Raw genomic sequence first — 11,618 nt, forward strand, 5'->3', positions numbered from 1 at the left:
CTGGGTAGAGGACGCGTATGTCGAGCCTCATGGACAAGGTGCGCGCGTATCTGCGCAGCCCGGAAGGCAAGCAAACGATCGACAAGGCCAAGCGCATGGCCAGCGACCCGCACAACCAGGCGAAGGCGAGGAGGTTCCTGGACAGACTGCGCCCGAAGCGCCACTGAGCCGCCGGCGCGGACGGCCGAGGGCGCGCGGGTGCCGGGCGAGCCCGTGGCTCCGGCGGCACCCGCGCGCGCCGTGTTCAGGGGGCTGGCGGCCGGCGGAAGTGTCGGTCGCGCCTCCTAGAGTGGGTGCGTGCTTCCAGATCTACGTGAGCCCGTCATCAGGCAGCTCGCCGAGTCCGACCTGGCCCGCCACCACTGGCGGGCCGACGACGGCGACGGCGGCGTGTGGCTGTTCGAGAGCGTCGAGGGCGACGGCGAGCACTGGGCGATCAGGCAGATCGAGATCCGCGCCGACCGCTCCGTCCACCGCTACTGGTGGCGCCACCTGCAGGACGAACACGGCTTCCTCACCGACCAGCCGCTGGAGATCTGGGAGCTGGCCGAGATCAGCCAGGAGGCGTTCGCGTCGGTGTGGGAGCTGGCGGGCTGATCAGCTCTCGCCGGGCGGCACCGCGACGGAGATCTCGCCGCCCAGCTTGTGCCCCAGCAGCAGGTCGAGGTCGTCGCCGCTCCAGAACCGTCCGGGGTCGTACCAGTTGGGCCTGCGGCCGACCGGCAGCAGGCCCATCTCCTCGTAGGTGACGGCGACGACCTCGGCGCAGTAGGCGCGCTCCAGCGTCCGCTCCCCCACCTCGCGCCGCAGCCGGGGGATCCTGCCGCGCAGCCATCGCCCCGCCAGGCGCGCGGTCGAGGGGAACGGCGTGCCGTCGAGCCTGGCGACCGTGCGCAGCGCCGCGTCCTCCATCTCGGCGGTGGCCTGCGGTTCGAGCTGGCGCAACCAGCCGCGCTGGCCGTACCGCCGGCCCCAGACGGTGACCGCCTCGCGCAGGTCGTGCAGCTGCACCCCGCGCTGGTGGGTGCCCGACCACAGGTCGAGCAGCGACTTGCCGAGCTCGGCGTGCCACATCATGGGTGGCATGTCCTCGATGACGATCGACATGCCCACGTGGTTGACCGGGCTGTTGGTCACTGTCTGGATCGCCCGGTCCGGCACCGAGCGTCCCCTGAACACCCAGAGGTCCCCGGTACGGGTGAGATCTACGGCCTCGTCGAGAGTCAGCACGCCACTACCCTAGGCACATGCGGACGAAATGGTGGAAGATTCTCGGCCTGGCGGGCGTGGCAGGAGTCGCCGCGACCGGCGTGGTCATGGCCCGCGCCGAACGGCGGCGCCGCGCCTACACGCCGGAGGAGATCAGGTCACGGCTCCGCGAGCGCGTCGAGGCCGAGGTCGAGCAGGGCTGACCTCAGCCGACCGGCCGCAGTTCGTGGACGAAGACCACGTCCGGATAGGCCGGGTTGTCGTTGTAGCCCTGGATACCGCTCAGGTAGGCCCGCTGGTAGTTGACCACCCACGGCACCGCGGCCGCCGCCTGGACGTCGAGCAGCCTCCTGTCGAGCTTGGCGTAGGCCTCCTGCGCCGCCGCCCGGTTGGTGACGGTGAGCTCGGGCAGCGTGTCGATCAGCGCGTCGGCCTCGCGGTCCTTGAGGTAGGTCAGGTTGAACTGAACGCCTTCCGCGCTCCTGAAGACGTTGGTGAACCACGAGTAGGCGTCGGCGTAGTCGGGCCACCAGTACATGAGGAAGATGTCCTGACCGCGCCGCTTGCCGCGGGCCCACTGCTCCTCCCACGGCAGCGCCTTGGCCACCAGCGTGATGTTGAGCGGTTCGAGGGTGGCGGCCAGGCGCCGGACGAAGACCCGCTGGTCCTCGTCGCCCTGGGCGTAGGTGAGGGTGAGGCGCAGCGGCAGGCGGCCGGGGCCGTAGCCCGCCCTGGCCAGCAGGTCCGCCGCGCCCTGGAGGTCCTGCCTGGGCGTACGGCCGGCCGAGTGGCCGAACAGCCCTTCGGGGATCACGCCCGTCGAGGGAGAGGCCGCGCCCCGCAACACGCGCAGCGTCCCCGAGTAGTCGATCGTCTTGCGCAGCGCCCTGCGGATCCGCACGTCCGCGAGCGGTCCGGCGGAGGTGTTGAAAAGCAGCATCGCGGTCTGGAACGACGGCATGGCGGCGGTCCGCACGCCCGCCGTCCTGCTCGCCCTGCGGTAGAGGGACGGGTTGAGCCGGTGCACGAAGCTGACCTCGCCGCGCATCAGGCGCCGCCAGGCCTCCTCGATGTCGGGCTCGACCACGTACTTGACCGTGGTGTAGTGGGGCCGGTCCCAGCCGCCCCAGTAGGCCTGGTAGGCCTTGAGCGTGAGCTCGTCGCTCTTGCCCTTCCGCCAACCGGCGACGGTGTACGGGCCGGTGCCGGCGTCCCGGCCGGCGGCGAACCACGCCTTGAGGTCGGGTGCGGCCGCCGTGTCGTAGATGTAGGCGGCGTACCCGGAGGAGGCGACGAGGTCGAGCGGCACGGCGTACTTCAGCGTGAACGTCACCGTGAGCGGGTCGTCGGCCCTGATGGACTCGACCGCGCCCCAGATGTAGGAGGGTCCGCTCTTGGAGCGCATGGTGCGCTCGATCGACGCCTTGACCGCGGCGGCGTCCATGGGCCTGCCGGTGTGGAAGGTGACGCCGGAGCGCAGGGTGAAGGTCCAGGTCCGGCCGTCCGCGGAGGCGCGCCAGGAGGTGGCCAGGCGCGGGCTCGCCTTCTTGGTGACCGGGTTGTAGATCGTCAGCGACTCGTAGATGTTCTGCATCGCGATGATCTCGTTGGAGTAGGAGCTGGCCGGATCCCAGTCGGTGACCACGCCGAGGTTCTCCACGTAGACGAACGTGGAATCCTTCGCGGGTGGCCGCTGCTCCTGCCGTGCCTGCGGGGCGGTCGAGCAGCCCGCGAGGAGGAGCGCGAGCGCGGCCGCGATCAGCCGACGGCGCATCTGCCTCCCTCTACTCCCCGATCGTCCTGGGAAACCTACTGCAAGATCACGAAATGATGCTCAAAATCCCGAAAAATCGGGAAATTGCGAGGTGCAGTTGCTAGGCTCTCACCTGTCCCAAATCCGGGGTTCCGATGCTAGGGACCGACCGGAGTGAGGTGCCATGGGCCGAAGCCGCACGATCAGAGTGAAGATCGTCGGCCTGCTGCTAGTTCCGCTGGTGTCGATGATGACCCTGTGGGGTGTCATCGTCGCGGTGACCGCGGGCGAGAGCCTGGAGCTGCGCTCCTACAAGGAGCGCTGGACCAATCTACGCCAGCCCGCGAGCAAACTGATCGGCGAGCTGCAGCGCGAGCGCCTGTCCTCGGCCCGGCTGGTGGTCCACCGGCACGCCCCGGCCGACCAGAGCGCCGCCTACGAGCAGCGGGCCAGGACCGACGCGGCCAGGGAGCTCTTCCGCCAGCTGTCGGACCGCTCGCGCGGCTCGACCACCGAGGCGGTGCGCCGCCAGATCGACGCGGTCCTCACCCAGCTGGTGCACCTCGAGGCGATCAGGGGCGAGGTCGACGCCGGCCTGTCGCCCCGGCTGCCCACCATCGAGGCCTACAACGCGATCTCCGACGCGCTGTTCGGCCTGCAGCGCAGCGTCGCGCTGATCGACGACATCCCGATCTACGAGCAGTCGCGCCTGGTCATCAACCTCGGCTACGCCAAGGAGTTGCTGACCAGGGAGCAGGCCATCGCCGTCGGCAACCCGGGTGACGAGGAGCGCAAGCTCTTCACCCAGCTCGTCGGCAACCGCCGCTTCCTCATCGACCAGGCGCTCGCCGAGTTGGACGCGCCGCTGCGCGAGATCCAGGTCGGCATCATCACCACCCCGGCCTACCAGCGGCTGCGGATCATGGAGGAGCAGATCATCGCGGGCCGTGCGCCCGCCGACTGGCCCTCCACCTCCACGGCGCTGGCCAACGCCATCCAGAACGCGCAGAACGAGGCGGGCGTCATGCTCACCGAGCGCGCCGAGCCCGTGGCCGACGCGGTGCTCGTGCGCGCCCTCGTGCTGGCGGGCACCGGCCTGCTCGTCGTGGTCGTCTCCCTCGTGATCTCCCTGCGGATGGGCAACCGGCTGTCCAAGGAGCTGGCCACGCTGCGCGAGGCCGCGCTCGAGGTGGCCGAGACCCGCCTGCCGCAGGTCGTCCGCAAGCTGCGCCAGGGCGAGGAGGTCGAGGTGCCCGAGCTGTCCGTGCCGGGCAGGACGACCGAGATCGCCGATGTCGGCAAGGCCTTCGCCACCGTCCAGCAGACCGCCGTCGAGGCGGCCGTCGGCGAGGCGAAGCTGCGCGCGGGCGTCGGCCAGGTCTTCCGCAACCTGGCCCGGCGCAGCCAGACGCTGCTGCACCGCCAGCGCATCCAGCTGGACGGCATGCAGCGCACCGCCACCGACCCGCAGGCCCTGGACGACCTGTTCCGCCTCGACCACCTGACCACCCGCATGCGCCGCCACGCCGAGGGCCTGATCATCCTGTCGGGCGCCACTCCCGGACGTGGCTGGCGCAAGCCGGTGCCGCTGCACGACGTGGTGCGCGGCGCCGCCGCCGAGGTGGAGGACTACACCAGGGTGACCGTCTCGCCCATGCCCGCCCACTCGCTGGCCGGGCCCGTGGTCGGCGACGTCATCCACCTGATCGCCGAACTGATCGAGAACGCCACCGTCTTCTCCCCTCCGCACACCACGGTGACCGTGCGGGGCGAGCTCGCCGCGCACGGTTTCGTCGTGGAGGTGGAGGACAGGGGACTCGGACTCAGCGAAGAGGAGCTGGCCGAGCTCAACGAACGGCTGGCCAACCCGCCCGAGTTCGATCTCGCCGACAGCGACAGGCTCGGCCTGTTCGTCGTCGCCCGCCTGGCCGCCAGGCATGACATCCGCGTGACGTTGCGCGGTTCGCCATATGGAGGGACCACCGCCATCGTGCTGATCCCCGCAGAGCTCGTCGTCGCACCCGAGGAGCAGGAGCAGGAACCCGTGAGGAAGATGCGGGTGGTGACCAGTGAGTGAGGAGCGCTGGCTGGACGAGGACGCAGGTCCGATCGTTCCCGCCTACCTGCTGACCCGCGGTCGCACCGTGCCCGCCAGCGAGGCCATCGACCTCATCGCCGTGATCATCACGGCGGGCGGTCTCGCCATGCCCGTGGGCCTCGGCCCCGAACACCTGATCATCCTTCAGCAGTGCACCAAACCCACCCGTCTGGTGGACGTGGCCGCCGAGCTGAACCTGCCGATCGGCGTGGTGCGCGTGCTGGTCGGTGACCTGCACGCGCAGAAGCTGGTGGAGGTCGAGAAGCCACCGCCCGCGCCCGACGCCAAGGTGATGCTCGAGGTGATCAACGGGCTGCGCGCCCTGTGATCACCGCGCGGCCAGCCCTGTGAGCACCAGCTCGGCCCGGTGGCAGGCGACCGTCCTGCCCGCCACCTCGCGCGGCTGCGGGGCGGTCTCGCACTCCGGTACGGCCAGCGGGCACCGCAGCCGGAACGGGCATCCGGTGTCCGCGGGCGCCGACTCGGTTCCGCCCCTGGCCACCGGCGGCCGGCCGCCCAGCTTGGGCACGGCGTCACGCAGCGCCAGCGTGTAGGGGTGGGCGGGCCGCCGCAGCAGGTCCTCCGTCGGCCCCGACTCGACGATCCGCCCGGCGAACAGCACGTGAGAGGTACGGCACAGCCGCCCCACGACCGCCAGGTTGTGGGTGATGAGCAGCCGCTCGGTCCCCAGGCCCGCCAGCAGGTCGAGGATCCTGGCCTGCACGGTCACGTCGAGCGCGCTCGTCGGCTCGTCGAGGACGAGCAGCCTGGGACGCACGGCCAGGGCCCTGGCGATGACCACCCGCTGGCGCTGCCCGCCGGAGAGCTGGTGCGGCTTGCGTCCGGCCAGCGCCGGGTCCAGGCCGACCTGCTCCATCAGCGCGGGCACCGCCGCCCTGTCACGGCTGCCCTCGGCGATCGATCGGCCGACCGACATCCTGGGGTCGAGCGACTCGGCCTGGAACACCGGCTGGACGGCCTTCCTGAAGACCTTCCTGTCGACCTTGGACAGGTCCTGCCCGCCGTAGGTGACGCGGCCCTTGACGGGTCGGAGCAGACCGAGGAAGGCGCGGGCGAGCGTGGTCTTGCCCGAGCCCGACTCGCCGATGAGGCCGACGCCGCCTTCGGTGATGTCGAGGGTGACGTCGTGGACGACGGGCGTCCTGCCGTAGGCGAGGGTGACGCCGTCGGCGCGCATGATCATGGGAGCGCCTCCAGCAGCTCGCGGGTGTAGGGGTGGCCGGGACTGGACAGCACCTGGTGGGCCGGGCCTGACTCCACGACCTCGCCGTCCTTCATGACCAGCACGCGGTCGGCGATCGTGGAGACCAGGGGGAGGTCGTGGGAGACGATCAGCAGGGCGAGCCCCCGCTCCTCGCGCAGCCTCTGCAGCACGCCGACCACCTCGGCCTGGACGGTGACGTCGAGGGCGCTGGTGGGCTCGTCGGCGAGGATCACCTCGGCGCATAGCGCGATGGCCAGGGCGATGGCGAACCGCTGGGCCTGGCCGCCGGAGATCTCGTGCGGGTAGCGGCGCAGGATGGCCGGGTCGAGCATCACGGCCTCGCACGCCCGCGCCATCACCGCCTCGATCCCGCCCCGCCGCTGAGCGTCCGCGCGCCCGGCGCCGCCCGCGGGTTCCCCGTCGGGGAGCACCCCGGCGTTCCCGTCGGGCAGGGCGGCGGACGGCCCGGAGGAGGGGGTGCCGGTGATGCCGTGGCGCTTGAGTGCCCTGCGCATGAGCACGCCGAGCCGCGTCGTCGGCGACAGCGCCGCCTGCGGCGACTGGATGACCAGCGCCGCCTTCGCCCCCCTGATCGCGCGCAGCGCGCGGGGCCTGGCCCGCAGCACGTCCACCCCGCACACGCTCACCTCCCCCGACACCGTGGCCCCCTCGGCGAGCCCCAGCGCGGCCAGCAGCGTCGTGGACTTGCCCGAGCCGCTCTCCCCGACGAGGGCCACGCACTCCCCCGCCGCCACGTCGAGGACGGGCACGTGCGCCACCACCCTGGACCCGTAGGCGACCCGCAGGTCCCTGATGCTGATCACCGGACCGTCCTCCGCGGGTCGAGCGCGCCGCGCAGTCCCTCGCCGAGCACGTTGAACGCGAACGCCGTCAGCAGGATCGCCAGCCCGGGGAAGGTGACCGCCCACCAGTTCGTGGTGAAGAGCGTCTGCCCCTGGTACACCATCAACCCCCATTCGGCGGTCGGCTCCTGCGCGCCGAGCCCCAGGTAGGACAGGGCCGCCGCGGTCAGGATGACGCCGCCCGCGTCCAGCGAGAGCTGCACCAGGACGGGCGTGAGCGAGTTCGGCAGCACGTGCCGCAGCACGATCAGCGGGGCCGGCACGCCCAGGCAGCGGGCCGCGTCCACGTAGCTCCTGGTGGAGACGGAGGCGGCCACCGAGGCCGACAGGCGGGCGTACCAGGGCCACCAGGTCACCGCGATCGACAGGATCACCGTGGTCACGCTCGGCCGCAGCACCACGGCGAGCGCCAGGGCGAGCAGCAGGGCGGGGAAGGCGAGGAAGACGTCGGTGACCCGCATGATCACGTCGCGGGCCCAGCCGCCCGCGTAGCCCGCGACGAGGCCGAGCGTGACCCCGGCCGTCGCCGACACCGCCAGCACGGCGACGGCGATCGCCAGCGAGGTGCGCCCGCCGTACAGGACCTGGGTGAGGATGTCGCGGCCGACCTGGTCGGTGCCGAACCAGTGCGCGGCACCGGGCGGCAGCAGCGCGCGCAGCGGCTGCGTGTCGTTCTCCGGGTACGGCGCCAGCCACGGCGCGCAGATCGCCGACAGCACGATGAGCACGAGCAGCACCGCGCCGAAGGCCGCGAAGCGGTCAGGGACGCGGGGCAATCGCCGGCGCGGCTCGACGGCGGTCATCGCGCCCTCACTCTCGGGTCGACGACACCCTGGAGCAGGTCGACGACCAGGTTGGCCAGCACGTAGACCACGGCGACCAGCACGGTGACGCCCGCGATGCCCGGCGTGTCCGCCGAGGTGATCGCGTTGAACGCGTAACGGCCGAGGCCGGGCCAGTTGAAGACCGCCTCGACCAGGAAGCCGTTGACCAGGGAGTAGGCGAAGACGAGCGCGATCAGCGACAGCACGGGGTTGAGCGCGGGCCGCAGCGCGAAGCGCGTCAGGATGGCGGTCTCGCCGAAGCCCATGGCCCGTTCGAACCGCACGTGGTCCTGCCCCGACTCCTCGATGAGCGCGGCGCGGGTGAGCTGGGCGATCACGCCCGCGGGGTAGGCGGCCACGACGAGCGCGGGCAGCACGAGGTGCTCGGCCGTGCTGGTGAAGATCGGCCAGTTGCCCGTGATGAGCGCGTCCACGATCGTGATGTTGGTCCACAGGGTGAGCGGGCTGGTGGTGTCGAGCGTGGTGTCGTACTCGCCCGCCACGGGGAACCAGCCGAGATGGGTGGCGAAGACCAGCTGGAGGGTGAGCGCCAGCCAGAACACCGGGACCGAGACGGCAAGCATGGAGCCCAGCCGTACCGAGAGGTCCGGCAGTCTCCTCTTGTGGCGGGCGGCGAGCACGCCGACCGGCACCCCCACCAGGATCGCGACGACCAGGGCCGCGCCCACCAGTTCCAGCGTCGCGGGGAAGGCGTTGAGCAGATCCTCCATGACCGGCCTGCGGGTGCGCAGGCTGACACCCCAGTCGCCGGTGACCAGGTCCCTGGCGTAGTTCCAGAGCTGGACGTGGAGGGGCCGCTCCAGCCCGAACTGCTCGCGCGCCGCCGCGAGCTGCTCGGGCGTCGCCTTCGGCCCCGCGTACGCCACGGCGGGATCGCCAGGCACCAGCCGCATGATGACGAACGTGAGCGTGACCACGCCGGCCACGACCAGGAGAGCCTGGCCGAGCCGGCGAGCCAGGTAACGCGTCACCCGGTGGGCTTCAGGTCGTAGAAGGAGACCACGTTCGGGTAGGCGGGGTTGTCGACGTAGCCCTCCACGCCAGCCGACAGCGCCCGCTGGTAGGTCTGCACGTACGGCACCGCCACCGCGGCCTTCTCCTCGATGATCTTCCGCTGCAGCTCCGCGTAGGACCGCTCGGCGGCCGTCCTGTCGGTCGCGGTCAGCTCGGGCAGCGCGTCGATCTCCTTGTCGATGGCCTCGTCCTTCAGGTACGACAGGTTGAAGGAGACGGGGTCGGCGCTGCGGAAGACGTTGACGAACCACGAGTACGGGTCGGCGTAGTCCGGGAACCAGTACATGACGAAGATGTCCTGGCCCTTCTTCTTGCCGAGGTCCCACTGCGGGTTCCACTGCATCGGCTTGGCCTGCAGGGAGACGTTGAGCTTCTTCAGCTCCGCCGTCAGCAGCGTGACCAGCAGCTGCTGGTCGGCGTCGCCCTGGGCGTAGGTCAGGCTGAGCTTCAGCTCGTTGAGGTCGGGCCCGTAGTCGGCGGCGGCCAGCAGCTCGGCGGCCTCGGCGAGGTCCTGCTTGGGCTCCAGGCCGGGCGTGAAGCCGAGCAGGCCCTGCGGCACCAGGCCCGAGCCCTTCTGCCCCGCGCCCTTCAGCGCGGCGACCAGGCCGTCGTAGTCGAGGACCTTCTGCAGCGCCTGCCGTACGCGGACGTCCTTGAGCGGGCCGCTGTCGGTGTTGAACAGCAGCATCAGGTTCTGGAAGGACGCCGTCTGCGACGCCTGCACGCCGGCGGTGCCGCCGGCCTGTGCGAACAGCTGCGGGTTCAGCCGCTGGACGAAGTGGACCTCACCCTTCTGCAGCAGTTGCCACGCCGTGTTCAGCTCGGGCGTGACGCGGAAGGCGACCTTCTTGTACTGCTCGGGCCTCCAGCCGCCCCAGTAGCCGTCGAAGGCCTTGAGCGTGAGCTCGGTCTCCTTGCCCTTCTCCCACGTGTCGACCGTGTACGGGCCGGTGCCCGCGTCGGCCTTGCCGTCCTTGACCTGCTCGACCACGCTGGTGTCGTAGATGTAGGAGGCGTAGCCCGAGGAGGCCACCAGGTCGAGCGGGCTGGCGTAGGACAGGGTGAACTTCAGCGTGTGCTCGTCGGGGGTCTCGATCTTCTTGACCGCGTCCCAGACGTAGGCGGCGCCGCCCTTCAGCTTCATCGTGCGCTCGATCGCCTTCTTGGCGGCCTCGGCGGTCACGGGGTTGCCGCTGTGGAACTTCACGTTCTCCCGGAGCTTGAACGTCCACTCCTTGCCGCCTGCCGCCGAGCTCCACTCGGTGGCCAGGCGCGGCTCCGGCTTTTGAGTCGCGACGTTGTAGCGGGTCAGCGACTCGTAGATGTTCTGCATCGCGATGTTCTCGTTGGAGTACGAGGTCGCGGGGTCCCAGTCGGTCACCACGTCGAGGTTGGGCGCGTAGACGAACGTCTTGTCGTTCTCCGTCGCCGCGTTCGCCGTCGGGGAGGCGGTGGATCCGGTGGCGGGCGCTGAGGGGGGCTGGCTGGCACCGCGCACCTGTCCGCCCGCGCACGCGGATGCGGTCATGGTCACGGCCCCGACGACCCCTGCGGCGAGCAGACGCTTGTGCCAGCGCATGGGGAGTTCCTTTCGTAAGCCACTCTGACGGGATCCGCGCCTTTCGCCCGGCTTTCGCCCCGCCGGGCAAGATCGTAGCGACTTACGCCTCTCCCTTCCCCGGCATCACCACAACAACAGGCCCACCCCCGCGATGGCGAGAGACGCGAAGCTCACCAGCCCCCTCAGCGTGTTCCACCGCCGCCAGCGGGCGGAGTAGGCGGCCCACAGCCGCTCCGGCTCCCCCCGGCCCGCCTCCAGCGCGTTGTTCATCGGTACGTTGACCGCCGCGGTCACCGCGAACGCGCCGAGGACGTACAGGCCGCCCGCGACGAGGAAGGCGGTCCCCGCGGCCGGCACGTCCTGGACGAGGAGCAGCACGCCCGCCGCGACCGGGGCGACAGGCGCCGCCAGGTACATCAGCAGGAAGACCGGGTTCAGGATCTTCCTGTTCGCGCTGCGCATCGCCGCCACCGCCTGGTCGGGCCTGATCGCGTCGAGCCCGGGCATGACCGAGATCGTGAACCCGTAGAACAGGCCGGCCATCGCGCCCAGCAGAACCAGGCTGAGCACCGCGATCACCTGGGTCAGCGTCGTCATCGTCCGCCACCTCGCACCCCGGCGCACCGGGCCTTGACGGAGGGCCGGCCACCCTCGCCCGCCGACGGGCCGCCGTCCCCCGAGGACAACACGCCCGCACCCCTGGACCGGACAGCCTCCCCCGCGGAAAGGACGACCTCGCCCTCGCCCACGGGAAGGACGACCTCGCGCGCCGGCCCGCTCATGTTCACCGCCACCCAGGCCGCGTTCTCCGAGACCGAGGCCGCGTCGCCCGCGACACGGGCCACGTTGCGGCCGGTCCTCCCCGTGCCGCCCAGAACCAGGTTCGTCATGCCCTCAGCCTGGCCGCGACCCCCGGACGGCGGCCATCGTCGAGAAGCTCGCCCGCATCATCCAGCGTCTAGATGACTGATTCCAAGCCGTACGGCTGAGCGTCAATGGTCGTAGGCGGTGAGGGATCGGGCGGTGGGCCGGCCGGTCTTGTCGTTGTGC

At 71.0% G+C, this 11,618-nt stretch carries 14 protein-coding genes; 5 read left to right on the top strand and 9 right to left on the bottom strand.

Translation table 11 applies throughout. The features are described from left to right. Window positions 1–29 precede the first annotated feature (29 nt). Both ACWEVS_RS39310 and ACWEVS_RS39315 read left to right on the top strand, forming a co-directional pair. Window positions 30–167, top strand: a complete 138-nt coding sequence (locus ACWEVS_RS39310) for a hypothetical protein (RefSeq protein WP_354906837.1) — start codon at window positions 30–32, stop codon at window positions 165–167. A gap of 130 nt (window positions 168–297) precedes the next feature. Then, entirely contained in the window at window positions 298–597 is a 300-nt protein-coding gene (locus tag ACWEVS_RS39315) for a hypothetical protein (RefSeq protein ID WP_449917197.1), read from the top strand. Here the strand turns inward: ACWEVS_RS39315 and ACWEVS_RS39320 are convergent, their stop codons facing one another. Next, complete coding sequence (locus ACWEVS_RS39320) at window positions 598–1,227, bottom strand: hypothetical protein (RefSeq protein ID WP_354913829.1); 630 nt, start codon at window positions 1,225–1,227, stop codon at window positions 598–600. Window positions 1,228–1,247: 20 nt separating this feature from the next. Here ACWEVS_RS39320 and ACWEVS_RS39325 point away from each other — a divergent pair, with 20 nt between their 5' ends. Continuing rightward, window positions 1,248–1,412, top strand: a complete 165-nt coding sequence (locus ACWEVS_RS39325) for a hypothetical protein (RefSeq protein ID WP_354913835.1) — start codon at window positions 1,248–1,250, stop codon at window positions 1,410–1,412. 2 nt (window positions 1,413–1,414) lie between these two features. Here ACWEVS_RS39325 and ACWEVS_RS39330 read toward each other — a convergent pair whose 3' ends face one another. Next, window positions 1,415–2,983: an ABC transporter substrate-binding protein gene (locus ACWEVS_RS39330; protein ID WP_449917199.1), complete on the bottom strand. Its 1,569-nt coding sequence runs from the start codon at window positions 2,981–2,983 to the stop codon at window positions 1,415–1,417. A gap of 163 nt (window positions 2,984–3,146) precedes the next feature. Between ACWEVS_RS39330 and ACWEVS_RS39335 the strand changes: the two genes are divergently transcribed. Both ACWEVS_RS39335 and ACWEVS_RS39340 read left to right on the top strand, forming a co-directional pair. Then, entirely contained in the window at window positions 3,147–5,039 is a 1,893-nt protein-coding gene (locus ACWEVS_RS39335) for a sensor histidine kinase (RefSeq protein WP_452555883.1), read from the top strand. Further along, the gene (locus ACWEVS_RS39340; RefSeq protein ID WP_354913508.1) at window positions 5,032–5,388 is read left to right on the top strand and encodes a DUF742 domain-containing protein; all 357 of its coding nucleotides are present in this window, start codon (window positions 5,032–5,034) and stop codon (window positions 5,386–5,388) included. The genes ACWEVS_RS39335 and ACWEVS_RS39340 overlap by 8 nt, the downstream gene beginning before the upstream one ends. Here ACWEVS_RS39340 and ACWEVS_RS39345 read toward each other — a convergent pair whose 3' ends face one another. The 7 genes from ACWEVS_RS39345 to ACWEVS_RS39375 form a co-directional block, all read right to left on the bottom strand. After that, window positions 5,389–6,264, bottom strand: a complete 876-nt coding sequence (locus ACWEVS_RS39345) for an ABC transporter ATP-binding protein (protein ID WP_354913510.1) — start codon at window positions 6,262–6,264, stop codon at window positions 5,389–5,391. Continuing rightward, window positions 6,261–7,109: an ATP-binding cassette domain-containing protein gene (locus ACWEVS_RS39350; RefSeq protein ID WP_452555885.1), complete on the bottom strand. Its 849-nt coding sequence runs from the start codon at window positions 7,107–7,109 to the stop codon at window positions 6,261–6,263. The genes ACWEVS_RS39345 and ACWEVS_RS39350 overlap by 4 nt, the downstream gene beginning before the upstream one ends. Further along, entirely contained in the window at window positions 7,106–7,951 is an 846-nt protein-coding gene (locus ACWEVS_RS39355) for an ABC transporter permease (protein WP_452555887.1), read from the bottom strand. Before ACWEVS_RS39355 ends, ACWEVS_RS39350 begins: the two co-directional genes overlap by 4 nt. Further along, window positions 7,948–8,964, bottom strand: coding sequence for an ABC transporter permease (locus ACWEVS_RS39360; protein WP_452555889.1), 1,017 nt, complete (start codon window positions 8,962–8,964; stop codon window positions 7,948–7,950). The genes ACWEVS_RS39355 and ACWEVS_RS39360 overlap by 4 nt, the downstream gene beginning before the upstream one ends. Then, window positions 8,961–10,586 (bottom strand): ABC transporter substrate-binding protein, encoded by a 1,626-nt coding sequence (locus ACWEVS_RS39365; RefSeq protein ID WP_452555891.1) that lies wholly within the window; start codon window positions 10,584–10,586, stop codon window positions 8,961–8,963. The genes ACWEVS_RS39360 and ACWEVS_RS39365 overlap by 4 nt, the downstream gene beginning before the upstream one ends. A 105-nt stretch (window positions 10,587–10,691) precedes the next feature. Next, complete coding sequence (locus tag ACWEVS_RS39370; protein WP_449917217.1) at window positions 10,692–11,165, bottom strand: anthrone oxygenase family protein; 474 nt, start codon at window positions 11,163–11,165, stop codon at window positions 10,692–10,694. After that, the gene (locus ACWEVS_RS39375; RefSeq protein ID WP_449917220.1) at window positions 11,162–11,458 is read right to left on the bottom strand and encodes a hypothetical protein; all 297 of its coding nucleotides are present in this window, start codon (window positions 11,456–11,458) and stop codon (window positions 11,162–11,164) included. Before ACWEVS_RS39375 ends, ACWEVS_RS39370 begins: the two co-directional genes overlap by 4 nt. Between the last annotated feature and the right edge of the window lie 160 nt (window positions 11,459–11,618).

Source organism: Nonomuraea sp. NPDC003754 (assembly GCF_053605785.1).

Coding starts and splice junctions, on each gene's coding strand:
- ACWEVS_RS39310 (WP_354906837.1), top strand. CDS start 30: ATGGACAAGGTGCGCGCGTATCTGCGCAGCCCGGAAGGCAAGCAAACG.
- ACWEVS_RS39325 (WP_354913835.1), top strand. CDS start 1,248: ATGCGGACGAAATGGTGGAAGATTCTCGGCCTGGCGGGCGTGGCAGGA.
- ACWEVS_RS39330 (WP_449917199.1), bottom strand. CDS start 2,983: ATGCGCCGTCGGCTGATCGCGGCCGCGCTCGCGCTCCTCCTCGCGGGC.
- ACWEVS_RS39335 (WP_452555883.1), top strand. CDS start 3,147: ATGGGCCGAAGCCGCACGATCAGAGTGAAGATCGTCGGCCTGCTGCTA.
- ACWEVS_RS39345 (WP_354913510.1), bottom strand. CDS start 6,264: ATGATCATGCGCGCCGACGGCGTCACCCTCGCCTACGGCAGGACGCCC.
- ACWEVS_RS39355 (WP_452555887.1), bottom strand. CDS start 7,951: ATGACCGCCGTCGAGCCGCGCCGGCGATTGCCCCGCGTCCCTGACCGC.
- ACWEVS_RS39365 (WP_452555891.1), bottom strand. CDS start 10,586: ATGCGCTGGCACAAGCGTCTGCTCGCCGCAGGGGTCGTCGGGGCCGTG.
- ACWEVS_RS39370 (WP_449917217.1), bottom strand. CDS start 11,165: ATGACGACGCTGACCCAGGTGATCGCGGTGCTCAGCCTGGTTCTGCTG.
- ACWEVS_RS39375 (WP_449917220.1), bottom strand. CDS start 11,458: ATGACGAACCTGGTTCTGGGCGGCACGGGGAGGACCGGCCGCAACGTG.